Annotated in this window: 23 protein-coding genes; 15 read left to right on the top strand and 8 right to left on the bottom strand. The window is 62.2% G+C overall.

Annotated features, from left to right (window positions below; translation table 11 throughout):
- Window positions 1–104 precede the first annotated feature (104 nt).
- Window positions 105–1,928: an ABC transporter ATP-binding protein gene (locus tag ONG87_RS11965; protein ID WP_240998763.1), complete on the top strand. Its 1,824-nt coding sequence runs from the start codon at window positions 105–107 to the stop codon at window positions 1,926–1,928.
- 109 nt (window positions 1,929–2,037) lie between these two features.
- On the opposite strand, the gene ONG87_RS11960 is transcribed toward ONG87_RS11965, so the two are convergent.
- Both ONG87_RS11960 and ONG87_RS11955 read right to left on the bottom strand, forming a co-directional pair.
- Window positions 2,038–2,322 (bottom strand): type II toxin-antitoxin system RelE/ParE family toxin, encoded by a 285-nt coding sequence (locus ONG87_RS11960; protein ID WP_122477635.1) that lies wholly within the window; start codon window positions 2,320–2,322, stop codon window positions 2,038–2,040.
- The gene (locus tag ONG87_RS11955) at window positions 2,312–2,554 is read right to left on the bottom strand and encodes a CopG family ribbon-helix-helix protein (RefSeq protein WP_122477637.1); all 243 of its coding nucleotides are present in this window, start codon (window positions 2,552–2,554) and stop codon (window positions 2,312–2,314) included. The genes ONG87_RS11960 and ONG87_RS11955 overlap by 11 nt, the downstream gene beginning before the upstream one ends.
- 314 nt (window positions 2,555–2,868) lie before the next feature.
- Here ONG87_RS11955 and ONG87_RS11950 point away from each other — a divergent pair, with 314 nt between their 5' ends.
- From ONG87_RS11950 to ONG87_RS11930, 5 genes are read left to right on the top strand one after another with little or no spacing between them, the layout of a single operon-like run.
- Window positions 2,869–4,536 (top strand): ABC transporter substrate-binding protein, encoded by a 1,668-nt coding sequence (locus ONG87_RS11950; protein ID WP_264381320.1) that lies wholly within the window; start codon window positions 2,869–2,871, stop codon window positions 4,534–4,536.
- Window positions 4,533–5,525, top strand: a complete 993-nt coding sequence (locus tag ONG87_RS11945) for an ABC transporter permease (protein ID WP_122477640.1) — start codon at window positions 4,533–4,535, stop codon at window positions 5,523–5,525. The genes ONG87_RS11950 and ONG87_RS11945 overlap by 4 nt, the downstream gene beginning before the upstream one ends.
- Window positions 5,522–6,385, top strand: coding sequence for an ABC transporter permease (locus ONG87_RS11940; RefSeq protein ID WP_264381319.1), 864 nt, complete (start codon window positions 5,522–5,524; stop codon window positions 6,383–6,385). The genes ONG87_RS11945 and ONG87_RS11940 overlap by 4 nt, the downstream gene beginning before the upstream one ends.
- Complete coding sequence (locus ONG87_RS11935; RefSeq protein WP_264381318.1) at window positions 6,382–8,094, top strand: ABC transporter ATP-binding protein; 1,713 nt, start codon at window positions 6,382–6,384, stop codon at window positions 8,092–8,094. The genes ONG87_RS11940 and ONG87_RS11935 overlap by 4 nt, the downstream gene beginning before the upstream one ends.
- A gap of 46 nt (window positions 8,095–8,140) precedes the next feature.
- The gene (locus tag ONG87_RS11930; RefSeq protein ID WP_192103378.1) at window positions 8,141–9,361 is read left to right on the top strand and encodes an acyl-CoA dehydrogenase family protein; all 1,221 of its coding nucleotides are present in this window, start codon (window positions 8,141–8,143) and stop codon (window positions 9,359–9,361) included.
- A 157-nt stretch (window positions 9,362–9,518) separates the two neighbouring features.
- On the opposite strand, the gene ONG87_RS11925 is transcribed toward ONG87_RS11930, so the two are convergent.
- Entirely contained in the window at window positions 9,519–10,619 is a 1,101-nt protein-coding gene (locus ONG87_RS11925) for a sigma-54-dependent Fis family transcriptional regulator (protein WP_264381317.1), read from the bottom strand.
- Between the two features lie 473 nt (window positions 10,620–11,092).
- Between ONG87_RS11925 and ONG87_RS11920 the strand changes: the two genes are divergently transcribed.
- The 4 genes from ONG87_RS11920 (at window position 11,093) to ONG87_RS11905 (ending at window position 13,795) form a co-directional block, all read left to right on the top strand.
- Window positions 11,093–11,905 carry an energy transducer TonB gene (locus ONG87_RS11920; protein WP_192103380.1) on the top strand — a complete coding sequence of 271 codons (813 nt, stop codon included), beginning with the start codon at window positions 11,093–11,095 and terminating at the stop codon, window positions 11,903–11,905.
- 80 nt (window positions 11,906–11,985) lie between these two features.
- Window positions 11,986–12,711, top strand: coding sequence for a MotA/TolQ/ExbB proton channel family protein (locus ONG87_RS11915; protein ID WP_192055378.1), 726 nt, complete (start codon window positions 11,986–11,988; stop codon window positions 12,709–12,711).
- A 1-nt stretch (window position 12,712) separates the two neighbouring features.
- Window positions 12,713–13,114 (top strand): biopolymer transporter ExbD, encoded by a 402-nt coding sequence (locus ONG87_RS11910; protein WP_122477651.1) that lies wholly within the window; start codon window positions 12,713–12,715, stop codon window positions 13,112–13,114.
- Window positions 13,115–13,336: 222 nt separating this feature from the next.
- Window positions 13,337–13,795: a metallophosphoesterase family protein gene (locus tag ONG87_RS11905; RefSeq protein ID WP_264381316.1), complete on the top strand. Its 459-nt coding sequence runs from the start codon at window positions 13,337–13,339 to the stop codon at window positions 13,793–13,795.
- A gap of 10 nt (window positions 13,796–13,805) precedes the next feature.
- On the opposite strand, the gene lldD is transcribed toward ONG87_RS11905, so the two are convergent.
- Window positions 13,806–14,939: an FMN-dependent L-lactate dehydrogenase LldD gene (gene lldD, locus ONG87_RS11900; RefSeq protein WP_264381315.1), complete on the bottom strand. Its 1,134-nt coding sequence runs from the start codon at window positions 14,937–14,939 to the stop codon at window positions 13,806–13,808.
- A 255-nt stretch (window positions 14,940–15,194) separates the two neighbouring features.
- On the opposite strand from lldD, the gene uvsE reads away from it, so the two are divergent.
- Both uvsE and ONG87_RS11890 read left to right on the top strand, forming a co-directional pair.
- Window positions 15,195–16,214 (top strand): UV DNA damage repair endonuclease UvsE, encoded by a 1,020-nt coding sequence (uvsE, locus tag ONG87_RS11895; RefSeq protein ID WP_264381314.1) that lies wholly within the window; start codon window positions 15,195–15,197, stop codon window positions 16,212–16,214.
- A gap of 148 nt (window positions 16,215–16,362) precedes the next feature.
- Window positions 16,363–18,720: a glycoside hydrolase family 65 protein gene (locus tag ONG87_RS11890; protein WP_264381313.1), complete on the top strand. Its 2,358-nt coding sequence runs from the start codon at window positions 16,363–16,365 to the stop codon at window positions 18,718–18,720.
- A 24-nt stretch (window positions 18,721–18,744) separates the two neighbouring features.
- Here the strand turns inward: ONG87_RS11890 and ONG87_RS11885 are convergent, their stop codons facing one another.
- Entirely contained in the window at window positions 18,745–19,443 is a 699-nt protein-coding gene (locus ONG87_RS11885) for an SOS response-associated peptidase family protein (protein WP_192055370.1), read from the bottom strand.
- A gap of 95 nt (window positions 19,444–19,538) precedes the next feature.
- On the opposite strand from ONG87_RS11885, the gene ONG87_RS11880 reads away from it, so the two are divergent.
- Window positions 19,539–19,967: a LexA family transcriptional regulator gene (locus tag ONG87_RS11880; protein WP_122477662.1), complete on the top strand. Its 429-nt coding sequence runs from the start codon at window positions 19,539–19,541 to the stop codon at window positions 19,965–19,967.
- Window positions 19,954–21,231, top strand: coding sequence for a translesion error-prone DNA polymerase V subunit UmuC (gene umuC / locus ONG87_RS11875; RefSeq protein ID WP_264381312.1), 1,278 nt, complete (start codon window positions 19,954–19,956; stop codon window positions 21,229–21,231). Before ONG87_RS11880 ends, umuC begins: the two co-directional genes overlap by 14 nt.
- Before the next feature lie 102 nt (window positions 21,232–21,333).
- Here the strand turns inward: umuC and ONG87_RS11870 are convergent, their stop codons facing one another.
- The 3 genes from ONG87_RS11870 to norR all read right to left on the bottom strand — a co-directional run bounded on the left by ONG87_RS11870 (window position 21,334) and on the right by norR (window position 24,088).
- A complete protein-coding gene (locus ONG87_RS11870) occupies window positions 21,334–21,798 on the bottom strand; it encodes a DMT family transporter (protein ID WP_264381311.1) in 465 nt (154 codons plus the stop codon).
- A 59-nt stretch (window positions 21,799–21,857) separates the two neighbouring features.
- Window positions 21,858–22,205 carry an EamA family transporter gene (locus ONG87_RS11865; protein ID WP_264381310.1) on the bottom strand — a complete coding sequence of 116 codons (348 nt, stop codon included), beginning with the start codon at window positions 22,203–22,205 and terminating at the stop codon, window positions 21,858–21,860.
- A 296-nt stretch (window positions 22,206–22,501) separates the two neighbouring features.
- Window positions 22,502–24,088, bottom strand: a complete 1,587-nt coding sequence (gene norR, locus ONG87_RS11860) for a nitric oxide reductase transcriptional regulator NorR (RefSeq protein ID WP_264381309.1) — start codon at window positions 24,086–24,088, stop codon at window positions 22,502–22,504.
- Between the two features lie 124 nt (window positions 24,089–24,212).
- Between norR and hmpA the strand changes: the two genes are divergently transcribed.
- Complete coding sequence (gene hmpA, locus ONG87_RS11855; protein WP_264381308.1) at window positions 24,213–25,400, top strand: NO-inducible flavohemoprotein; 1,188 nt, start codon at window positions 24,213–24,215, stop codon at window positions 25,398–25,400.
- Window positions 25,401–25,442: the final 42 nt, after the last annotated feature.

The following is a 25,442-nucleotide window of genomic DNA, read 5'->3' as shown; positions in this document are numbered from 1 at the left end:
CTCTGTAGCAGCGGCGCAAGCCGCGTCGGCGGCATACGCGGTGCACCAGTAGAAACGCAAAACCCCAAAAGCGGCTCGCGCCGCTGACACTTGGAGACTATCGTTTGAAACCCTCGTACAAGGATCGTCAACACGCCCTGCGCAGCTGGAACATCCAGTCGCTGCCGGACACGCCCTTTGCCTTTGCCCGCTTCTTCGTCGGCCATTTCCGCGGTTGGTACCTGGCGATTCTCCTTTTGCAGGTCGTGGCGGTCACCTGCACGGTGCTGGTGCCCTGGGTGCTGGGGCAGATCACCCGGGTGGTGAGCAACGCCAGCGCGGCGACCCTCGACTGGCAGACATTGAGCCAACCTCTGCTGCTGTTCGCCGGCCTGTTGCTGCTGGAAATGCTGTGCACCCGTGGCGCCACCGGTGCGCACATCCGGGTGCTGCCGCTGCAGCGACGCACCGTGACCCATGCGGTTTACGCTTACCTGCAGCGTCACTCCCATCGCTTCGTCAGCAGCGAATTCGCCGGCGCCCTGGCGCACAAGATCTCCGAAGTCTCCATGGGCGTAGGCCAGGCGCTGGCGCTGTTGCTGTTCGACCTGATTCCGTTGCTGGTCACCCTGACGCTCGCCGTGGCGGTGCTGGCTACGGCCTCGGTCTGGCTGGCGCTGTTCATGTTCGGCTGGTCGGTGGCGTTCATTGCCGTGTGCTATTTCCTGGCCAAGCGCAGCCATCCGTTGTCCCAGCAATACTCGGCAGCGCGCAGCACCAGCAACGGCAAGGTGGTGGATGCGGTGTCCAACCTGACCAACATCCGCCTGTTCGCCCGGCACTCGTTCGAGCATCGCTACCTGGGCGATTACCTGGACCGCGAGCTGAAAGCCGCAGGCCGTTCGTTTGGCTACATGGAGAAGATTCGCTGGTTCCAGTCGATCTGCGGGTTGTCGCTGAAGGTCGGCATGCTGCTGATCGCCCTGTACCTGTGGCGCCTGGGCAGCATCGACATCGCGACCTTCGTGATGGCTACCAGCCTGTCGCTGTTGATCATCACCGACGTGGCCAACCTGTCGCGGCGCTTCCTGGACTTCTTCGAGGCCACCGGCAACATCGCCAATGGCGTGCGCACCTTGATCCGCCCCCATGAGGTGGTCGACGAGCCCGATGCGCAGCCGCTCGCCGCCGTGCGCGGCGCCATCGAGTTCCGCGATGTGAGCTTCGGCTATTCACCGCAGAAACCGGTGTTCGAACACCTGCAGTTGTCGATCCCGGCGGGACAGCGGGTGGGTTTGGTCGGCACGTCCGGTTCGGGCAAGTCGTCGCTGCTCAATCTGCTGTTGCGCCTGTACGACGTCAATCAGGGCCAGGTGTTGATCGACGGCCAGGATGTGCGCAGCGTGACCCAGCATTCGCTGCATCAGCAGATTGGCCTGATTCCTCAGGAGCCGGGCCTGTTTCACCGCAGCATTGCCGAAAACATCAACTACGGACGGCTGGATGCCAGCCCGCAGGAATTGGCACAAGCCATCCACCGCGCCGGCGCCAGCGCGTTCATCGACGGCATGGACCAGGGCGCGGATTCGCTGGTCGGCGAACGCGGTGTGAAGCTTTCCGGCGGCCAGCGCCAACGGATCGCCATCGCCCGCGTGCTGCTCAAGAACGCACCGATCCTGGTGATGGACGAGGCGACCTCGGCGCTGGACTCGATCACCGAGCGTTTCATTCAGGAGAAACTCGACGAAATCATGCAGGACAAGACCGTGATCGTCGTGGCCCACCGGCTCTCGACCGTCGCCCACCTGGACCGCATCCTGGTGTTCGAGGACGGCCGTATCATCGAAGACGGCTCCCACGATGACCTGCTGGCAAAGCAGGGCCAGTACTTCCGCCTATGGAGCCGCCAGGCACAGAACGCGTACGACGAAGAAGTCGCATCGGCTTAGCCTGATCGTGATTCGCCGCAGAATAGCGGTGTGTGGGGCGAGTTATGTGCCTGCTGAAGCTATTGCACAGCGAGGGCATTCAGGATTGCCCTCGCCAAGGTCGTGCACGTCACCAGTTGGAGCGTGGCCGCTGCCTTGTGTGGAAGATCCCGAGGATCTGCAGGCGATCGCCACAAATCCGGTACGGAATCAGATAGGACCAGTTCGGAACCGCCCACTCGCGTGTGTGTTTGACCCGACCCTCGCGTCCCATCGTAGGAAACTGCGCGAGTTTATCAACACTTGCGAAGATTGCATCTGCGAAATCATCTGCAGCTTTCGGATTTTCCAACGCAATGTAGTTGGCTTCGTCCTCTAGGTTCTTGAGGGCCTTTTCCAGCCATTCAACCCTCATTCCGACTCCAACGCCGGGCACGCATGGCCGCTACTCGTTCCTCATCGGCAAATTTGCCGTTGTCGGCTTCCTTTACCGCCTGCTCGATTTGCGCTGTCAGTGTTTTTTCATGTTCGATGTAGTCGCGAAGGACGTCCATGGCTAGATAGCTCGCGCTCTGGCCATGGCTCTTGGCAAGGTCCGAAAGAGAGTTGGACAGATCTTCCGGAAGGTTCAGCGATATACCGGTCATGGCAACCTCGGCGTTGAGTGGTGGTGAATATATTACACCGCAAAACCCCTTGAGCATTGGCGGGTTGTCGCGAGGTATGTATGAAGCCGCTCGCGACAGCGGCTTTTTCCGACGGTAGTCAAATCAAATAATCCAGCACTCCAAAGGCTCCGGCACAGCAACTGTCTGCCAGGCAACACCCATTCAACAAAATGCCTCGTCCCTTCATTCACACAACGCTGGAAAGCCCCGCAACAACGGGGCGGAGCAGTCGGCATGGCTTGTGCAATCACCCCTTGTGAGCTTCAGCATCGACACAAGGCGCAGCCCGACCCATGCCAGACATTCATTCGCGTTCCCCCGCAACACCCCCCGCAGGCATCGCGTGGGCCAGCCTGTTGGCCGTCAGCTTGCTGCTGGGCGGTTGCGACAACCATCTCACCAATGCCGCACGCACCGACACCCCCGTCAGCGGCGGCACGTTGATCTATGCCACCGACCGCGAGCCGACCTGCCTGGACCCACATGTAGCCGGCGACATGCCGCAAGTGTTTCTCGCCCAGCAAGTCCTCGATTCACTGGTGTCGATGGATGCCGAAGGTCACATCGGGCCATGGCTGGCGAAAAGCTGGGAGATCTCTCCCGACGGCCTGACCTACACCTTCCACCTGCGCGACGACGTGCGCTTCACCGACGGCACGCCGTTCAACGCCGCGGCGGTGAAGGCCAATCTCGACCACATGGCCAACCCCAAGACCCAGTCGAGCACCGCGGGCGGCTACATCCGTCAATACCAGCGCACCGATGTCCTCGACAGCTACACCGCCCAAGTGCACCTGGCCACACCCTACGCGGCATTCCTGGAAGTGCTGGCGCAAGGTTTTCTCGGCATCGAATCCCCCGAAGCGCTACTGCGCTCGCGTGATGTGAACTGCGAAAGCCCGGTAGGCACCGGCCCCTTCAAGGTGGTGCGCTGGGACCGTCAAAGCCAGGTCGTGCTTGAACGCAACCCGCAGTACAACTCGGCGCCGCCCACGGCCCGGCACCAGGGGCCCGCGTATCTGGAGCGCATCGTCTGGAAGTTCATCCAGGAGCCGTCCGTGCGTTTCGCGTCGCTGCAGGCCGGTGAAGTGGACGTGATCGAAGCGCTGCCACCCGAATCCCACGAAGCGGCGCGGCGCAACCCGGACCTGCAACTGATCATTGCCCAGCGCCCCGGCAACCCCACCAACGGCACCCTGAACATCCGCCGTGCGCCGTTCAACGATATCAAGGTGCGCGAGGCCTTCGTGCGCAGCGCCGACATCGAAGGTGCCTTGAAAAGCGTCTACTTCGGCGAGTTTCCCCGCGCCGGTGGTCCGCTGAGCAACGCCACGCGCTTCTACAGCCCCGACTTCGAACACGCCCAGGATTACCATCCGGCACGTGCGGCACAACTGCTCGACGAAGCCGGCTGGACCGGTCGCGACGAGGACGGCTATCGCCTCAAGGACGGCAAGCGCCTGCAGGTGAGGGTGATCCTCGGCAACCGCACGCCGCCATCGGAATTCACCTTGTGGGAGCAGGTTCAGGCCACCACGCGGCAGGCCGGCATCGAACTGATCATGGAGCAGATGAGCGATGTGCAGGCGACCAAGCGCCAGGCCGATTGGGATTACGACATCCGCGTCGGCTACTGGAATACCAACACCGCCGACGTGCTGCGGATCATCTTCAGCAGCGCGTTCATCCAGCCTGCGGGTGTCGGCGGCTATCACCAGAACACCGCAGGCTTCAGCGATCTGCAGTTCGACGATCTGGTGCAACAGGCACTGGCCACTCAGGACGCCAGCCAACGCCAGGCGTTGTACCGCCAGGCGCAAGCCGTTGCCTCCAGCCACTACCTGCAACTGACCACCTACCCGCAAAGCACTCGGCTGGGCATCTACAAGACGACCCAGGGGGTTCGTCTGGAACCCTCGCTGGCCGTGACCTACCTCTATGACGCCTGGGTGAACAAATGACCACGACACGCGTAACCGTCGCGCCGCCGGACCCGCGCCGTCAGCGTTTGCTTCGCCTGGGCCGCCGCGCGGCCGTGCGCCTGGGCGGTGGACTGCTGGTGTTATGGGCGGTCGCGACGCTGACCTTCTTCGCCTTACGGCTGATGCCGGGCGATCCGGTGCAAGCCATTCTGGGTGGACCCAGCGGCAACCCGACCCCGGAAACCATCGCCGAGGTCACCCGCGAGTACGGCCTGGACCGGCCCCTGGCGGTCCAGTACGGGCTGTATCTGCTGCGCCTGGTGCAAGGCGACCTGGGCGTTTCCTACTCCCAGCACATGCCGGTCACACGGGTACTCGCCGAGCAGGCTGGGGCGACGCTGGAACTGACGCTCAGCGCGCTGCTGCTGGCGTGGCTGCTGGTGCTGGCCCTGACCGTGTTCAGCGCAGGTCGCCGCAGCTGGGTCGGGCGCCTGGCGTCCCTGGCTGAAACCCTGTGCGCGGCCCTTCCGCATTTCTGGCTGGGCATCGTGCTGCTGGCGGTGTTCGCCTTCGGCCTGCGCCTGTTCCCACCGGCAGGCAGCGACGGCTGGCGGACCCTGGTGCTGCCGACGATCGCACTGGCGGTACCGCTGGCCGGGTTCATCGGCCAGGTCACCCGCGAATCCCTCGAGCTGACCCTGGAGCAACCCTTCGTGCTGACCGCGCGCACCCGTGGCCTGAGCGACGCGGCAGTGCGCTTCAAGCACGCGCTGCGCCATGCCGTCTTGCCGGGGGTGTCACTGTCGGGCTGGGCGATCGGCGCGCTGATCAGCGGTGCCGTGGTGATCGAAGTGATCTTCTCGCGCAGGGGGCTGGGCCGTCAGTTGTATCAGGCGGTGCAGCTTCAAGACTTGCCGTTGACCATCGGCATCAGCCTGGTGGTAGCCGCCGGTTACGTGCTGGCCAACATTCTCGTCGACCTGGTGTACCAGTGGATCGACCCACGGCAGAAGGAGACCCTGGCATGAGCGATCTGACCCTCGAAAGCCCGGCGCTGCCGCTGCGCAGCCAACGTCGACCGCGTCGGATTCACCTCGGTGCAAGCCTGTCCATCGCCTTCCTGGCGCTGGTGATCGTGGCCGCGCTGGTACCGCAGCTGTTCGCTCACGGCGACCCGCTGGCCATCGTCCCGCGCGACGCCTTTCATCCACCTGGGTGGGCGCATTGGTTCGGTACCGACCAGTCCGGTCGCGACATCTATTCACGGGTGATTCACGGCGCGCGCCTGTCGCTGTTCGTTGGCCTGGCCGCGACGGCCCTGGCGATGAGCATCGCCATTGCCCTCGGTCTGCTGGGCGGCCTGGGCGGGCTGCGCACCGACCGCGGCGTGGGCTGGTTGCTGGAAGTGCTGTTCGCCTTTCCCAGCCTGGTGCTGGCGTTGCTGTTCGTGGCCATTTTCGGCAGTGGTATCGGCCCGCTGATCATCGCCACCGGCCTGGGCGCTGCACCGGGGTATGCGCGGATGGTCCGCGGGCAGGTTCTGGCGGTGCGCAACGCCGGCTACATCGAAGCGGCGCGCGCCCTGGGCCATCCGACTCGACGCATCATCTGGCGACAGCTGCTGCCCAACGCCATGCGCCCGCTGATCGTGACCCTGACCATGGGCGTCGGTCAGGCCATCGTCTGGGCCTCGGCGTTGAGTTTCCTCGGCCTGGGCGCGCGGCCGCCGACGCCGGAGTGGGGCACCATGCTGTCCATGGGCCGCGACTTCATTGCCAACGCCTGGTGGCTGACGTTTTTCCCCGGGCTTTTCATCGTTCTCACCACCTTGTCGACCACCGTTGCCGGTCGCTATCTGCAACAACGCCTGGAGGGTCGCCTGACATGAGCCACAAGACGCTGATCGTCGAAGGCCTGAGCGTGGAGTTCGCCGGGCAGAGTGTGGTGCGTAACCTGTCGTTCACCCTGGAACCGGGCAGGACCCTGGCCTTGGTCGGCGAATCCGGATCGGGCAAGAGCGTCACCGCGCGCAGCCTGATCGGTCTGGCCGGAGAGGGCGCGCAGGTGCGGGCACGGCGCCTGCAATATGGCGATCTCGACCTGCTGGCCTTGAGCGACCGCCAGTGGCGTCGGGTGCGCGGCAAGGACATCGGCTTCGTTCTGCAGGATGCCTTGGTTTCGCTCGACCCGCTGCGGCCGGTCGGCAAGGAAATTCTCGAAGTATTGCAGACCCATGGTTGGGGCGACCGTGCCTCCCGTGCCGGGCGGGTGCTGCAACTGCTGGAACGGGTCGGCGTACCGGAACCGGCCCTGCGTGCCCGCCAGCGCTCTGGCGAGTTGTCCGGCGGCCTGCGCCAGCGTGCGTTGATCGCCAGCGCCCTGGCCCTGGATCCTGGGCTGGTGATCGCCGACGAGCCGACCACCGCACTGGACGCTACCGTCCAGGCGCAGATTCTCGGGGTACTGCAGGAGATCAAAGCCCAAGGCAGTTCGTTGCTGATCATCAGTCACGATCTGGCGGTGGTGGCGCAATTGGCCGACGAGGTACTGGTGCTGCAGCACGGTGAAGTGGTGGAGCAGGGCAGCATGCATCAGGTGCTGACCGCGCCGCGCCATCCCTACACGCGCAGCCTGCTCGATGCGGTGCCGGCCGAGCATGCGCGTGGCACTCGGCTCAGCCCAGGTGAGCGTACCGCCACGATCGCCCGCACGCCGTGCCTCGATCAGCCGGTGCTGTTACACGCCCGTGGCCTGGGCAAGCGCTACGTAGGGCCTGATCAACAGGTACGCCAGGTGGTCGACGGCGTCGATTTCGAACTGCGTGCCGGCCAGACCCTGGGCATTGTCGGCGAATCCGGTTCGGGCAAGACCACCGTGGCGCGCATGGCCCTGGGGCTGCTCGAGACAGACGATGGCCAGGTGCGTTTCCTCGATCAGCCGTGGAACGGCAGCGCCGACGCACGGGTCGCCGAAAGCCAGCGCCGAGCGCTGCGGCGTGACATCAGCGTGATCTATCAGGACCCGCTCAGTTCGTTCGACCCGCGCTGGAACGTCGGGCAGATTCTTGCCGATGCGCTGGACGTGGCCGGCGTCGTCACCGCCGAACAAGCGCCGCACATCCGCCGCCTGCTGCAACAGGTGCGCCTGCCTGCCGAGCTGGCCGCGCGTCGGCCCCTGCAGTTGTCCGGTGGCCAGCGCCAGCGGGTGGCGATTGCCCGCGCCATTGCCAGCAACCCCAAGGTCATCGTCTGCGACGAGCCGGTATCGGCACTGGATGTCTCGGTACAGGCCCAGGTGCTGGATCTGCTCGCTGATCTGCAAGCCGAGCTGGGCCTGGCCTACCTGTTCATTTCCCATGATCTGGGCGTCATCCGCCATGTCAGCGACGAGGTGCTGGTGATGCGTCATGGCCAGGTGGTCGAGCACGCGCCGGTCGAGCAGTTGTTCGAGTCGCCACAGCACCCGTATACGCAACGCTTGCTGGGAGCGGTGCCACGGCTGCCCAGTGCCGGCGTGCCGTTGCAGGTGCCCCCACTGGAACCGGAAAACGCCGTGCTGCTGTTCGATGAATCCCGCTTGTGGAAGATCGCCATCTGAAGGCGTCGCGCTGCTCCTTACACCCATTTCAAGACAGGAACCGTTCATGACTCAAGCTGCGAAAGTCACCCCTTCCACTGCACCCGAAGCGCCGCTGAGCGTGGCACAGTTGCTGGCACGCGCGGAGCAACTGCTGCCGGACATCGCTGCCGGCGCCGCGGCGCGCGAACGTGATCGTCAACTGCCTTACGAGGCCGTCGCGCAGATTGCCCAGGCGTTGCTCTATACCCTGCGTATTCCCGCTCGTTACGGCGGCCCTGGCGGCTCGGTCAAGGACGTCATCGGCCTGCTGGTGCGCATCGCTTCGGCAGATTCCAATGTGGCTCAAGCGCTGCGGCCAGGTTTCGCTTTCATCGAAGGGCTGCTGGTGTCCCGAGCCGAAGGCGCCGAGCAGGAACGTCAGCTCTGGTTCGCCCGTTACCTGCAAGGGGCAGTGCTGGGCAATGCCGGATGGGAAGTAGGCGGTGTCAACGGGGCGATCAGTGCGCGCATCGTGCGCGAAGGCGACCACTACCGCGCCAACGGCAGCAAGTTCTACAGCACCGGGTCGCTGTACGCCGACTGGATCAGCGCGGTGGCGTTGGACGAGCACGACCAGCCAGTGTCATTCATGCTGCCCCGTGACCGCGAAGGGTTGGTGCTGCTGGATGACTTCGATGCCATGGGCCAACGCTTGACCGCCAGTGGCACGACGCGCCTGGACAACGTGCAGGTGTATGCCCATGAAGTACGCGCACGCACGGTGGAAGAGGGCAAGCGTACGCTGGTGACGCCGTTCCTGCAGTTGTTCCTGGCCTCGGTGCAGGCCGGGATCGCGCGCAATGCGCTGAACGATGCAGTGGCGTTTGCGCGCAATCATGCGCGTCCGATCAAGCACAGCAGTGCCGCTCAATCGGTGGATGATCCGTATGTTGCGTTGAGCGTGGGCGAGATTTCAGCGCGCGCCTATACCGCCGAGGCGTTGGTGCTCAAGGCTGCCGAAGCGATCGATCGCGCCTGGGGGGCCGGGCTCGACCCGGCGGCGGTGGATGAGGCGGCGATCGAGGTCGCGCAGGCGCAATACATCGCCGCCGAATGTGCGCTCAAGGCGGCGGAACGGGTATTCGATGTGGGCGGTGCCTCCACCACAGGGCGTGGCCACAACCTTGACCGGCATTGGCGCAATGCCCGCACGGTGGCCAACCACAACCCTCGCGACTGGAAGGCCGCAGCGGTGGGCACCTGGCAGCTCAAGGGCACGCCACCGCCAACCTCGGGATTGTTCTGAAAGACAGTCGACCCGACATCCACCGTAGGAGCGGTCAGCGGCCGCGAAGGCTTCACCGCGCAGTGCCTGCTACACCGCAACGTCCTTTTCGCGGCCGATGACCGCTCCTACGGTTTTCTCTGTATGCAGGAACGGTCAGCGGCCGCGAGTGGCTGGTTCAGATTGACAGCCTGAACACCCGAGCATCGGGCTGATCGGAAACAGCACGCCTTTTGTTCACCGCCAGTTCGCCCATCTTGATCAGCCTGGTGCGGGTCACGTTGCGGCTCAGGCCCAGCAGGTTGGCCGTGTGCACCTGGTTGCAATGGCTGAAACGATAGGCCGAGCGCAGCAGGGCCTCTTCGACTTTCTCGTGGAGATCGCCGACCTGCTCGTCGAACAGCCGCTGGAACAGCCGATCCAGTGAAGCCTCCACCGAATCGTCCACTGCCGGGCTGTCATCGGCGCGTTCGATGCGCATGTTCGACAAGCGCAGATCATCGCGCTCGATCACGCCGTTGCGGCAGATCAGCAAGGTATGGTGAATGACGTTCTCGAGTTCGCGAATGTTGCCCGGCCAGCTGTAGTGCAGCAGCTTGTGCTCAGCCTCGGGTGACAGCGTCGCCTGTTTGTAGCCCAGACGCTTGCAGTACACATCGAGGAAGTGCCGGGTCAACGCGATGATATCGCCAGGCCTTTCGCGCAGTGGCACCAGCTCCAGGTTGACCACGTCCAGCCGGTAATAAAGATCCTCGCGAAAGTTGCCGGCATTGATGGCTTTTTCCAGCAGCACATTGGTCGCCGCCAATACCCGAACATCAATGGGGATGCTCTTGCGCGAACCCAGGCGTACCACTTCGCGCTCTTGCAGTACGCGCAGCAATTTGACCTGGATGGGCATCGGCAGGTCGCCGATTTCATCGAGAAACAGAGTCCCGCCGTTGGCCTCCTCGAACCATCCGGCTTTGGCTGTCAGCGCGCCGGTGAAAGCGCCTTTTTCGTGACCGAACAGCTCGGCTTCCACCAGCGACTCGGAAAACGCTCCGCAGTTGACGGCCACGAACGGCTTGTTACGCCGCCCACTGAGGTTGTGGATATGGCGCGCGACCAGCTCTTTGCCGGTGCCGGTTTCACCGATGATCAGCACGCTCGCCTCGCTGGGCGCAACTTGCTCCAGATGCGCCAGCAAAGCCTTGGACTTCGGGTCTTCGAACACCTGGGCAGTGGCGCGAATGGAGGTGGCGAGGGCAGGCGATGGGGGGAGTGTCAAAAGCTGCATGGCGACGCCTTCAAAGTGCAGAGTAAAAAGAATGAGTCGATCTAAAGCCACATCTGCGCTGCCTGGGCAGCCACTGCGACACTGAAGGGGATACTAAAGGATATAAAAAACGATCGTTAAATACCTTATGAGCATTAGCTTATGTCGTGACGTAAAAAACGTGACGGTCCGTCGATGCACCTGCTCGGCTTGCAAGGTCGTTGTCGGTAGAGCGCAACTGGTTAATTCTGCTGGAGAAATGAATATTTCTCGAATCAACCCGTTGTTGCCTGCGCAACAGCTAAGTTGTTCAGCTGTTCTGCAGTCAACAGTGAATTGCACGCGCTAAATCACAAACTTTCCCTTATGCCAGATAGGCAGTTTGGGATAACAAACAATTACTTTTCGAACCCGTCGAGTTTGAACATCATTCGCCCGCCGAAGAGGCCGATTGGACTTGTCTCTTCACGATCACCCGTCAACAGGAGTAACTGATGAATAACCTCAAGGCCGCCCTGGAGGTGCGGTGGCATCCGGTACCCGGCGATGTGCTCGACCTGGGCCGGGTGTTCCGCGAGCCCTTGGGCGAGCTGCGTCTGCAACGTGCGCCGAAGCGTATCCTTGGTCGTCGCGAGGGCGTGCTGCTGGGGGTGTTCGCGCTGGTGCTGCATGGGGCGGTGATCTATTGGATCAGTCAGACCCCGACACCGGCGCTGCCTACAGTGCCGCCGGAAATCCCACCCATGACGATCGAGTTTTCGCAGCCAGCGCCACCGCCGGTGGTGGAGACGCCGCCGCCACCGCCCGAGCCGGTCGCACCGGTTGTCGAACCGCCACCGCCTGTCGAGGATGAACTGGCGGCCAAGCCAGCACCACCGCCGCCGCCCAAGCCCAAACCCCAGCCCGTGGTCAAGAAACCGGTGCCAAAGCCTGCGCCCAAACCGGTCGTGCAACCGCCTGCGCCGCCGCAACCCGTGGCCGCACCGACGCCGCCCACGCCGCCTGCACCCCCTGCGCCGCAACCGGTGACACCGGCCTCGGCCAATGCCGGCTACCTGCACAATCCGGCGCCCGAGTATCCGGCCCTGGCCATGCGTCGCAACTGGGAAGGGACCGTGCTATTGCGCGTTCACGTGCTGGCCAGCGGCAAGCCCAGCGAGGTTCAGGTACAGACCAGCAGTGGTCGCACCCAGTTGGACGACGCTGCGCTGGCAGCGGTGAAACGCTGGAGCTTCGTCCCGGCCAAACGGGGCTCCGACCCAGTCGACGGCTGGGTCAGTGTGCCGATCGATTTCAAACTGCGCTGAACAACTTTTCTTGCACCAAGCGGGCTACCTGACCAAAGGCGCGTCGCATTACCTATTGCCTTGCCACAGAGAGCCTCACCATGAATCTTCTGACAGAATCGCCATTCACTTCCGTCGAGCACTCGGTCATCTGGCTGCTCATCCTGTTCTCCGTTGCCACCTGGGGCCTGGCCTTGCTCAAAGGGCTGCAGTTCGCCCGGCTCAAGGGCCAGGATCGCAAGTTTCACAAGCAGTTCTGGGCCGCTTCCAGCCTCGATTCGGCCGCCCACCTGGCGCAGGAACAACCCGGTGCAGCGGCCCGTGTCGCACAGTCGGGCTATGCCGCCATTCAGGTCAACGAGCAGGCGCACACCGATCTGAGCCAGGCCATCAATCATCAGGATCGGCTGGAGCGTGCCCTGCGTCAGCAAATCGTGCGTGAGCGGCGCTCGCTGGAGACTGGCCTTGCGGTACTGGCCAGCATCGGCAGTACCTCGCCTTTCATCGGCTTGTTCGGCACGGTGTGGGGGATCATGTCGGCGCTCAAGGGCATCAGCGCAGCCGGTTCGGCCAGTCTGGAAACCGTGGCAGGTCCCATTGGCGCAGCCTTGGTGGCGACCGGCGTGGGGATTGCCGTCGCGGTGCCGGCGGTGCTGGTCTACAACTATTTCCTGCGGCGCCTGAAGCTGACCGCGGCAGACCTCGATGACTTCGCCCATGACTTCTACAGCCTGGCGCAGAAGCATTCCTTCCGCGTACTGCAACATCCGGCGTTGGCTCGCAGTGGTACTGCGGCTTCCGGCCACAAAGTGAAGGAGGCATCCTGACATGGCCTTTTCGACTCAGGACACGGACGAAGTGCTCAGCGAGATCAACGTGACGCCGCTGGTGGATGTGATGCTGGTGCTGTTGGTGGTGTTCATCGTCACCGCACCGTTGCTGACCAATTCGATCCCGATCAACCTGCCCAAGACCGAAGCGGTGGCGCCTGCCGAGCAGAAGGATCCGCTGGTGGTCAGCATCGACGGGCAGGGGAAGCTGTTCATCAACAAGGATGAAATCCAGCCGGACCTGCTTCAGGTCAACCTGCAGAACGCCCGGCAGAAGGATCCTGATGTGCGGGTGCAGCTGCAGGCCGATGACGGCGTCAACTACGGCGAAGTGGCCCGGGCCATGGCCTCCATCGAAAAGGCGGGCATCACCAAACTGGCGGTGATCACTGCCAAGTAGTGTTATCCCCCTGTACCTGACCCACCGCAGCGTCTGTTCGCGGCCACTGACCGCTCCTAGAAAGGTATTGGGTCCCCCGTAGGAGCGGTCACCGGCCGCGAAGGGTTCACCGCTTAGTAGTGGCAGGATTGCGGTAGGTTTTGCGGTCGATGGATGATCTTGGGGGAACCTGCCCAGGTAGATCACAGTCCAGATCCGCACAGCTCACCCAGGATATCGACAGTGAAAGTAGGCATCATTTCCGACACGCACGGCCTGTTGCGGCCCGAAGCGGTGGCGGCACTGCAGGGCTGCGAGCGCATCGTTCATGCCGGCGACATCGGCAAGGGCGACATCGTCCAGCAACTCTCCGCGATTGCCCCGGTGCAAGTGGTGTCGGGCAACAACGACGTCGGCATGGCCTGGGCCGACTCGCTCGCCGAGGTACTGCATTTCGAGCTAGAAGGCTGGCCCACCTTGTTGGTACACGACATCGCCGATGTACCCGCGGCGCTGCGCGAAGATACACGCCTGGTCATCACCGGTCATTCGCACAAACCGCTGATCCAGTGGCGCGGCGAGTGCCTGTACATCAACCCCGGCAGTGCCGGCCGTCGCCGCTTCAGGCTGCCCGTCACGCTGGTGGTGCTCGACGTCCAGCCCGACGCGGTGCACCCGCAACTGGTCCACCTGCTGCCGTGATGCCTATCGCTCAACGCACCAGCGAATCCGAACCGATCTCGCTGATCGACTTGGCCCCGGTCAGCACCATGGCCACCCGCATCTCCTTCTCGATCAATCCCAGCAGATTGCTCACACCCGCGCCCCCGGCCACCGCCAGGGCGTAGATGAATGCCCGACCCAGCAGCACCGTGTCGGCCCCCAGCGCGATCATCCGTACCACGTCCAGCCCGCTGCGAATCCCCGAATCGGCCAGGATTGCCAGATCGCCCTTCACCGCATCGGCAATCGCCGGCAAGGCCCGTGCGCTGGACAACACGCCGTCGAGCTGACGCCCTCCATGGTTGGACACCACGATACCGTCGGCACCGAAGCTCACGGCGTCGCGGGCGTCCTCGGGATCCAGAATGCCCTTGATGATCATCGGCCCGTCCCAGAACTCACGAATCCACTCCAGATCCTTCCAGGAAATCGACGGATCGAAGTTGCTGCCCAGCCAGCCGATGTAATCGGCAAGCCCGGTGGGATTGCCGCGGTAGGTGGAAATATTGCCCAGATCGTGCGGACGACCGTGCAGGCCAACGTCCCAGGCCCACGCCGGGTGCGTGACGGCCTGCCACATGCGCCGCATAGGCCCGTTAGCGCCGCTCATGCCCGAGTGCGCATCGCGGTAGCGAGCGCCGGGCACCGGCATGTCCACGGTGAAGATCAGCGTCTTCACCCCGGCGGCGCGGGCGCGCTCCAGGGCGTTCTTCATGAAGCCGCGGTCCTTGAGCACATACAGCTGAAACCACATCGGCCGGGTAATGGCCGGTGCGACCTCTTCGATGGGGCAGACCGATACCGTCGACAGGGTGAACGGAATACCCTTGGCATCCGCCGCCTTGGCTGCCTGCACCTCGCCACGACGGGCAAACATGCCGCACAGGCCGATTGGAGCGAGCGCCACCGGCATGGCCAGCGTCTCGCCGAACAGCTGGGTTTCCAGGCTCAGCTGGGACATGTTGCGCAGCACCCGCTGACGCAGGGCGATGTCCGCCAGGTCACTGACATTGCGTCGCAAGGTGTGCTCGGCGTAGGCGCCACCGTCGATGTAGTGGAACAGGAACGGCGGCAAGCGGCGCTGCGCCGCGGCGCGATAATCGGTAGAGGCAGAAATGATCATGGGCGCGCCATCTCCCGGACGTGAAGAACGGCGCAGGCTGAACTGTTCGTTGGCATGGGTCGGATTCCCTGATTGTTGTTGGAGATCTGCCGGGAGCAAGCTGAATTGGTAATACCAATTTACAATGTATTGGCTACAGATTAAGAGTGGCACAGGGCGTCTGTCAATTTGCCCGGCTGTGTAGCGGTAAGGAGAGAGGAACGCTGGCTGCGGTTGTCTATGACCTACCTACTTGAATGCCAGGCTCTTATTCGAATGAACACTCCCCGCATCGGCTTCGCCTGCCAATACCGACACGCGATCCGCGCCCTGACCCTCGCCGAATTGAAGCTCATCGAGGGCGCCTACAACCCCCGCACTACCACCTTGCGCTGGATGAACAGCGTCGCCACGCAAGTGGCTCACGAAAAGCTTCAAGAGGTCGTCCGCCACAACCTGCAGGCGCAACTGCAACTGCTCGACTATGTGGCGCAACTGCCCGAAGCCATGCGCATGCTGCGTTTGAGCAGCGACCTGCTGCCGTTCTACAGCCACCCGCAGGTTGCGCCGTTCTACCAGCAGCCCGAGCGCCAGGCGTGGCTGGCCGAACGCTTCGCGGCCATGGGCCAGTTGGCGCGCGATTCAGGCATCCGCCTGTCTTTCCATCCCGGCCAGTTCTGCGTGCTGGGCTCGGACAAGCCACCGGTGGTGGAAAACAGCCTGGCGGAATTCGAGTACCACGCCGACATGATCCGCATGATGGGCTACGGTGTGCAGTACCAGGACTTCAAGTGCAACGTGCACATCGCCGGTCGCCTCGGCTCCGAAGGCATCCGCGCGATCTGGCCGCGCCTGTCCAGCGTGGCGCGCCACTGCATCACCTTCGAGAACGAAGAGAAAACCTACGGCGTCGACGACTGCCTGCAGCTCGCCGACCTGGCACCCGTGGTGCTGGATATCCACCACTGCTGGATCAACGAGAACGACTACATCGACCCGAACGATCCCCGCGTGGACCGCATCATCGACAGCTGGCGCGGCGTGCGCCCGGTGATGCATTACTCGCAGCCCCAGGAGCGCCTGCAGGAACTAGGCTTCAGCGCCGAGCAGAAGCTGGAGATGCCAGCGCTGCTGCAAGTGGTGTCCAAGCGCGACCTGTATGGCCACAGCGAGCTTATGTGGAACCACTGGACCAACCTCTACGCGCTGCAGTTTCTCGAGCGCTTCGACATCATGTTCGAGGCCAAGCACAAGAATCAGGCCACCCTGGAGTTCCATCGGCGTTACATGATGTAACCACTGCGCACCCCCCAAGAGGCCGAACCTAGAGCCTGTGCATGGGTCTGCATTGAGGACTATCGACGCCTGCACACTCGAGGAATCCTTGCATGACGCTTACGCCGGTTACCGCTCTCGCCCCGTTGCACGCTCGTGGGCAACGCCCATGAAGGATCGCCCGACCCATTCCCTGGTCTTCGACCATTTCGACCTCGACGACGAACAGCGCCGCGAAGCGCTGTTCACCCTGGCCAACGGCGTGATCTCATGGCGCGCCTGTTCGCCCGAGGCCTGCGCCGTGCCACGGCCCGAAGGGCATTACCCCGGCCTGTACCGGGCGGGCTGGTACGACGATGCCGCACGCCAGGTCAACGGCACCACCACCCATACCGCGGCGTTGGTCAACCTGCCAGACCCCTTCGGCTTGACGCTGTCGCTCAATCACCAGCCGTGGCTTGAGCTTGGGCCGGACACCCTGCAGTCCTATCACCAGCATGTCGACATGCAGCGCGGTGTTCTGACCCGTCGGCTGTCGTTGCTGCTGGACGATGTTCCGGTGGAACTCGTCGAGACCCGTTTCGTCAGCCTCGCCAATGCACAACTGGCGGTGCTGCGCTGGGAGCTGCATGCCCAGAAACCGCTGACCGGCCTGCGCGTGCGTACGACGCTGGACAACAGCCGCGGCAATTATCTGATCGAACGCGACCGCGACTACGAGGGGCGTCGTTTGCACAGCCATCGCTGGGAACACCTGGCGGATGGTCGGGCAGGGGTCGTGGCGACCCTCGATGACTCGTCGCGCAAGGTCGCCGTGGCCGTGCAGACCTGCGCCCCGTGCCAATGGCAGGGGCAAGTGGCGGACGACCGTCTGGTGCAGGAAGCTGATGTCGAGTGGCCCGAGCATGGCCCGCTGGTACTGGAAAAGCGTGTCATCGTTCAAGTCGACGACGAGTTTCACGGACTGTCTAGCAGCATGGCGGCACTGCCCGACGCCAGCCATGCGCAATTGCTGGCTGCCCATGAGCAGGCGTGGCAGGACACGTGGGAATACGGGCGCATCCGCGTTGCCGATCCGGCTGTCGACCACCCCCTGCAGTTCGCCGGCTGGCATATCCAACAGACGGTTTCTCCACTGAGCATGAGCCATGACCTGGGTTTTCCGGCGCGCGGCTGGCAGGAGGGCTACTTCGGCCAGGTGTTCTGGGACGAGCTGTTCGCCTTTCCGTTGTTCGCCACCCACCGTCCGCAGTTGGCCAGCTCGTTGCTCGACTACCGCCATGCGCGTCTGCCGGCAGCGCGGCGCCGAGCCGCTCGGCTGGGCTGTTCCGGCGCAATGTTTCCGTGGCGCAGCGCCCACGATGGCGAGGAACAGACCCCGCCGTTCCAGTACTACCCCCTTTCCGGCCATTGGGTGCCCGACCCAACGCACCTGCAGCGTCACATCGGCTCGGCCGTGGCCTACGACGCCTGGACGCTGTACCTGGCCACCGGTGACGAACAGCAACTGGCCGGAAAGATCGGCGACCTGATCATCGAGGTCGCGCGCTACTGGGCCAGCGTGGCGCGCTTCGATGAATCCCGGCAGCGCTACGTCATCGAAGGCGTGATCGGCCCCGACGAATACCACAACGCCTATCCCCATGCCGAGCAACCGGGGCTGGACAACAACGCCTACACCAACCTGATGGCGGTGTGGACGCTGTGCCGTGCACTGGACGTGCTGCAGCGATTGCCGACGGCGCTGCGCGAAGACCTCGTCGAACGCCTGGCACTGCGTCCCGACGAGGCATCGCACTGGGAACATGTCAGCCGCAACATGTTCTTGCCATTCACCGCCGACGGTGTGCTCGACCAATTCGAGGGCTTCGAACGATTGCAGCCCGCCCCGGATGAGTGGAAAAGCGAGGACAACCCACGCCTGGACTGGATGCTCGAGGCCCGCGGTGATCATTGCGACCACTATCAGGTCAGCAAGCAGGCCGACACCCTCATGCTGTTCTACCTATTGTCCAATGAGCAGTTGCACGCCCTGTTCGCTCGCTTGCGCTACCCGTTCGACGACGACATCGCACGGCGCACCATGGACTATCACCTGGGCCACGTCTTCCACGAATCCAGCCTGTCGAAAACCGTCTGCGCCGGTGCGCTGGCTCATACCGACAGTGATGCCTCGTGGATGTACTACCAGCACTGCCTGCGCACCGATCTGGACGCCAAGCCCGACAGCGGCGTGCGCGAAGGGGTCCACCTGGCAGCCATGTCCGGCGCCCTGGACGTCATGCAGCGGCATTACCTGGGTGTGTGTCCGGCCGTGGAAGGGCTGCGGGTGTTCCCGGCGCCACCGCCCGGTCTGGGCGACGTGAGCCTGGCAGTGCAGTTTCATGGGCAGTGGGTGGATGTGACGCGTATCGATGAAGTGATCACCGTGCACTTGCGTGCGGTGTCGACCCGAGCAATCACCTTGATCCACGCGCTGGGCACGGAACAGCTCGAACCCGGCTCGTTGGTCAACGTCAGCGGCTGAGTTCAGCAGGCGGCGAGCACGGCATCAGGACGCCTCATCAATGGGCGCAATCAGCTCCGCACCCTGGTTGCGCACATTGCCAACGGCCTTGCTCACCGTATGCCATCGGAAGTCGGCCACCGGCCGGCCTTCATGCTGGGCGATCTCCAGACTGCGCTCGGCACTCACGTCGGCTTCCAGCCATTCCCGCGCCTGCTCCGGTGCCAGCACTACGGGGCGGCGGTCGTGGATATCGACCATGCCTTCGTTGCTGGCATCGGTGATGATCACGAAGCCATCGCCTTCACCAGGCTCAAGCCCAGGCGTGACCTGCGCCAGGGCGGCGAAGAACATCGGTGTCTCGTCCGCAAGATGAATGAACCACGGCTGCTTCTTTTTCGGGTCGTCGGCATCCTTGACCCACTCGTACCAACCGTTGGCCGGCACCAACACACGCCCATTGGGCCACAGTTGCTTGAAGAACTTGCCGGTGGCCACGGTTTCGACCCGGGCGTTGATCGGGGCAGGGCGCTTGCCCTGAGCCCAGAACGGCGCCCAGCCCCATTTCACCGAATCGATCAGCAAGCCTTGCTCAGTACCCTGCAGCACCATGGCGCGCTGCGTCGGCGCAATGTTGTAGCGTGCCTGCGGCTGTGGGTCGACATAGCTGATGACCTGCTGACGCGGGGCCAACTCGCGCAGATAGACCTCCATCGCTTCGTACATCGAGTAGCGACCACACATGGTGTTCTCCGTCAGATTGTCGCGGTCTTTGGTTGACCTCGAGGTTCTTACAAAGTTAACTGTATATTCGTACAGTATCAATACCAGGCAATCCCATGATCACCATTCTTGGCCCGCTCGCCCAGGGCAGCACCGCGCATCCGCTGTATTCGTTCAAGGTCCCGGCCGGTTTTCCCTCGCCTGCGGCTGACCACATGGAACAGCGCATTTCGCTGGACGAGCTGCTGGAAATCCGCGCACCGCACATCTACCTGGTGCGCATCCAGGGCGACAGCATGCAGGGCGCCGGGATCTTCTGCGGCGACCTGGTGATCGTGGATCGCTCGATCGAGGCCGAGCATGGCCATGTTGTCATCGCCGCAGTGAACAGCGAACCGGTGTGCAAGCGCCTGCACAAGCGGGGACGCGAGGTAATCCTCAAGTCGGCCAATCGCGATTACCCGCCGCGCTACATCATGGAAGGCGACGAGCTGCTGATCTGGGGCGTGGTGACCTTCAGCGTACGTGCCCATGAAAAGGAATGAGCCGGTCTTCGCGCTGATCGACTGCAACAGCTTCTACGCCAGTTGCGAGCGGGTGTTTCGCCCGGACCTGGCGAAGACGCCGATCGTGGTCCTGTCCAACAACGATGGCTGCGTGATCGCTCGATCCGCCGAAGCCAAGGCGCTGGTGAAAATGGCCTCGCCTTATTTCCAGATCAAGGACCTGCTGCGCCAGCATGGCATCGTGGCGTTTTCCTCCAATTACGCGCTATACGGTGATATCAGCGAACGGGTGATGTGCATCATCGAGTCCATGGTGCCGGCCCTTGAGGTCTACAGCATCGACGAAGCATTCGCCGACCTCACTGGCATGCACCAGGACCTGGATGCACTGGGCCGAGACATTCGCGAACAGGTCTACCGGCGCACTGGCATCCCCGTAGGCGTGGGTATCGCCGGCACCAAGACCCTGGCCAAGCTGGCCAATCATGCCGCGAAGAAATGGCATAAACAGCTGGGCGGCGTGCTCGACCTGCGCGAGGCCGGTCGCCGCGATCGTCTGTTGAAAGTCACCCCGGTGAGTGATGTGTGGGGCATCGGGCGCAAGATGAGCGCACACCTGCAAGGCATGAACATCGCTACCGCCTGGGACCTGAGCTGCGCCGACCCTGCGCTGTTGCGCAGCCGGTTCAGCGTGGTGATCGAAAAGACCGCCCGTGAACTGGGCGGCACGCCCTGCCTGGCGCTCGAAGACCCCGATCCGCCCAAGCAGGAAATCTGCTGCAGCCGGATGTTCGGCAAGCGCCTGACCGAGATCGCGCCGATCCGCGAGGCGGTGGCCAGCTACGTGATGCGCGCTTCGGAAAAACTGCGGGCACAGCATTCGTTGTGTCGGCAGCTGCGCGTGAGCGTGCGCACCGGCATGCTCAACCCGCTGGAAGCCAAGTACGCCAACGGCGTGGTGGTGCAGCTGCCATACCCGACCGACGATGTACGCCTGTTGACCAAGGCGGCGGTGCAGGGCCTGGAATTCATCTTTCGCAGCGGCTTCACCTACAGCAAAGCGGAAATACTCCTGCTGGGCCTGTGTCAGCGCGGCGAGTTCACCGACGACCTGTTCGCCAGCGCGCAACCGGCCGCCGCCGAGCGGCTGATGCAGGTGCTCGACCAGGTCAACGGTCGCTGGGGCAGGGGCACGCTGCGCCCAGCAGCGGTGCCGACCAACCCGGACTGGGGCATGCGTAGGGAGATGATGAGCCAGAGCTATACGACGCAGCTCGGGCAGCTGTGGACGGTCAGGCGGTGAGCGTTCCATCGTCGAGGCTAAGCATGGGCGCGTCCTCATCAACGCGATGAGCCGCGGACTCAAAGCGGTGGTTGATTTGTCCAACAACTTTATCGGAACACATCATGTGGTCCCCGGAGAAGTCCTTGAAACCCAGGCAGGCCGCAAGATATTCACGATCAATGCACTCGTAAGAATGAAGGCAAAGCCAATGATTGTACTGGCTGGAGGTGTTTCGCCGAAGTAGGTCATGGCCAATACGACAGAAATGATAGGTGAAAATAAAGTCGCGTAGCTTGCGTATTCGGCGCTTTGAAGTTTGATCAGGTAGAACCAGATATAAAAAACGATCGCGCCGCCAACAACGCCCATAAATAAAATCGACGCAGCAGCAGATAATGACAAGCTTCTAGAAAACGCCATGATATCGGTGGGCCAATCAAAAAATAGCGGCGACACCAAGAAGGTGCAAAAGCACCCGAAGGTTACCTGCCAAAATACCTTCACCCGAAAATCTATATCAGTCTTTAATCGCTGTGCGATGAGGGAGCCGATCGACCAAGAGACGGCGCTTGACAGGATGATCAAGTGGCTTGAAGAAAATTCAAAGCTTCCGATGATGAGCCAGACACCTACTGAGCAGAGCGTCAGTGAAGCAATGGAAAAGCTATCAAGTTTACGGTTGAGATTAGAGAAGTGGAGTCAGAGATGCTTAAGTGCTCCAGTGCTATATTGTTTAAAGCCGGAACAAGGAAGACATTTGGAACTGCGATAATGAAAAGCTTTAGATAAAGCTTGGCGTTTAAGCTTGTACTGAGGTCATTCACAGGTTTCCAAAATACTGCGTAGAGGAAAAGAACACTAATAAAAGCGCATGCTAATCGGAACGGCCAAGCGCCCAGGGTTTGCACGCCAATCTTGGATACCGGCAAGCCAGCACCCCAGATCAGCGCCATGACGGCTATAAGCAACAAGCTTTTTTGAAACGGCGACATTGTCTGATTAACCATAACGAGCGATAAGAGCGATCCGGTTTTGAGCTGGAGGCGCCGTTACCATTGATAAAAGCTGCTGGATTTTTTGCTGCTTTGGTGTTTATAGAATACGGGCCTGTGATTCGCATTTTTGTTTTGCATTGAGTTGTTTCTTCAGGCTCTAGGATCGGTTCTCGATTTTTAGTAATCTTTGATTTGACGAGGAAATCTTGTCAAGTTTAGTTTTTGCACAGCACCAACACAAGTTTGCGATACCTCGATCGATGCTCAGCGATAAGCACTGGTTAAAGCTGCCCCTACGCACGCTGAACACTGACACCTAGCCGAGCTGCAAGCCTTGCCAGATTGGCTCGATCCAGACCGAGGCTCTTGGCGGCAGCGGTGATATTGCCTTGATGCTGGATCAGTGCGTTTTCCAGAAGCTCTTTCTTGTAGTCATCAACGGCGGCCTTGTAGTCGAGGGGCATCGACCGAACGGAGTCGCTTGAACGCGCGGGCTCGGTTTCCAGGACTCTGGCGGTGGTCGGGAGGTCGAAATCGTCTGCCAGCAGAACGAGCATGTCTTTACGGGCTGAACCTGAAACCCGCTTTTTCGCCTTCAACACGGCTCTAGCGATCTGATGCTCCAGTTCGCGAACATTGCCCGGCCACGTGTATTGCCCAAGCGCACTTTTGGCGTGGGTAGCGAACCGCACCGGAGGCAGTGCCATTCGGTACCGATTTTCCTCGGCGAACGCGCCTGCCAGAAGAAGGATGTCCTCCTTGCGCTCTCGCAGTGGCGGCACGCGCAACGGGTACACGGTCAGACGATGATAGAGGTCGGCACGAAAGCGACCTGTCCGAACCTCTTCGGCCAAGTCGCGGTTGCTCGCTGCCAGCAAACGAATATCCACCACGTGTGAACGGTCGGAGCCCACGCGCTGCACATCACCGCCTTGCAGCACCCGCAGCAGCTTGGCCTGCACCGACAGCGGCAGCTCGCCGATTTCATCGAGGAAGAGCGTGCCCCCACTGGCCATCTCGAATTTGCCGAGGCGGTTTTCAACGGCGCCTGAAAATGCGCCTTTGACGTGGCCGAACAGTTCGCTTTCGACAAGGTGTTCCGGCAAGGCGGCGCAGTTGACGCTGATCATCGGCTTGTCGGCACGGTGAGAGTGGCTGTGGAGCCGACGCGCCACCAGCTCTTTGCCCACGCCCGTTTCACCGGTAATGAGTACCGTCAGCTCGCTGGGCGCCACCAGGTCGATTTCTCCCAGCAACTGTTTGAATGCCTCGCTGGTACCGATCATCCGTTGCGGTCCGCCTTGGTGGGCCAATCGGTAGGCATCGGCCCGCTTGCGTTCGCCGTCCAAGGTGCGCATCAGCTCGTCGAAATGCCCGGCGGCCACTACCGTAGCGGCAGCCAGGCGCGCGAAGGTTTCCACCGTCTGCAGATCGTCCTCGGAAAATTGACCCACCTTCAGCGCGTCCAGGGTCAGAACACCCCAGATTCTCTCGTTGATGCGCAGGGCGCAGCCCATGCAGTCGTGCACAGGCAACGCGCTGGCGCCGATCAGGCCGTCATAGGGGTCCGGATAAGGACAGTCGGGCGCAAACAATATCGCTCCCGGTGCCTCGACGATCGCTTTCAAGCGCGGATGGCTGTCCATCGGGTACCGTCGCGCCATGGCATCCACCGCCAGCCCATGGGCGGCTTCGGGTATCAGCACATGATTTTCGAGGCGCAGGATGGCAACGGCATCGGTGGGTACCAATTCGCGAAGCGCATCGAGCACACGCTGATAACGGTGTTCTGCGCTGATCTCGGCCGTAAGGTCGCTCAGCAGCGGAAGAAGCGCTTGAAGAGCCCGTGATGACTGAGTCGAAATGACCTTGTCTTTCATGTTTGAGTCTTTTTAACCGAGTCGAAAAGACTCTTTAAAATAGATGAAGGACTGATTTTATTGGGTTTTTTGTGTGGCATGGCGGTTGCTATGAAGATATCACCCATCTGCATCCGGAGTTTACATGCTCACTCAATCTCAGCGCGACATCATCAAAGCGACCATCCCCCTGCTGGAAACGGGGGGTGAGGCACTGGCTACGCATTTCTATAACATCATGCTGGATGGCCATCCAGAGGTCAGGCCGTTGTTCAATCAGGCGCATCAGGCAAACGGCTCGCAACCTCGGGCGCTCGCGAACGGTGTGCTGATGTATGCCCGCAACATCGATCGTCTGGAAAACCTGGGGCCGCTGGCAAGCCAGATCGTCAACAAGCACGTTGCGCTGCAGATCCTTCCCGAGCACTACCCGATCGTGGGTGCTTGCCTGTTGCGCGCGATTCGTGAAGTGCTGGGTGAAGAAATCGCCACCGATGAAGTGATAGCCGCGTGGGCGGCAGCCTATCAACAGCTCGCCGACCTGCTGATCGATGCCGAAGAACAGGTGTACGAAAGCGTCGCCGCAGCACCCGGTGGTTGGCGCGGCGGGCGCATGTTCCGGGTCGCCGGCAAAGTGCCTGAAAGCAGCGAGATCACCTCGTTCTACCTGGAACCCGTCGATGGCGAAGCCGTCATTGCCCATAAACCGGGCCAGTACATCAGCCTGCGTCTGAACATCGATGGGGCCGAGCACCGTCGCAGTTACTCGCTGTCGGCGCCATCCTCGGGGGTGGGGCTGCGCATCAGTGTGAAGCGCGAGCCCGATGGTGTGGCTTCCAACTATCTGCACCACCAGATCGTCGCCGGAGCAGTGCTTGAGCTCTTTCCACCTTCCGGCAACTTCACGCTGGCAGAAGGTACCAAGCCATTGGTGCTGATCAGTGGCGGGGTGGGTATCACGCCGACGATCGCTATGGGTGAAACTGCGCTGCAGGCAGGTGATCGTCCTGTGGTATTCATCCACTATGCAAAAAATGCCCAGGCTCAAGCGTTCAGAGACCAGCTTCGTGAATGGCAGCAGCGTTTCCCACAGTTCAGGGCATACATCGTTTACAACGAGGCCAGTACCGATGCAGGGGCGCAGCCTGATGCCGTCGGCATGCCCTCGATAGAGCAGCTGCAGCAATGGTTGCCCGCCGACCGCAACGTGGATGCCTACTTTCTCGGCCCCAAGCCGTTCATGGCGTTCATTAAGCGAAGCCTGCATGAAATGGGCGTACCGGACGGCCAGGCGCATTATGAGTTTTTCGGACCTGCAGAAGCGTTGGTCTAGCACTGGTCAGGTCGGATCGCTAACCGGCACGACCAATCGAGA

It is taken from the genome of Pseudomonas sp. MM227 (assembly GCF_947090715.1).
Taxonomy (GTDB): Bacteria; Pseudomonadota; Gammaproteobacteria; order Pseudomonadales; family Pseudomonadaceae; genus Aquipseudomonas; species Aquipseudomonas baltica.
The sequence above is the reverse complement of the archived record's forward strand: the minus strand, read 5'-3'. Positions and strand labels throughout refer to the sequence as shown.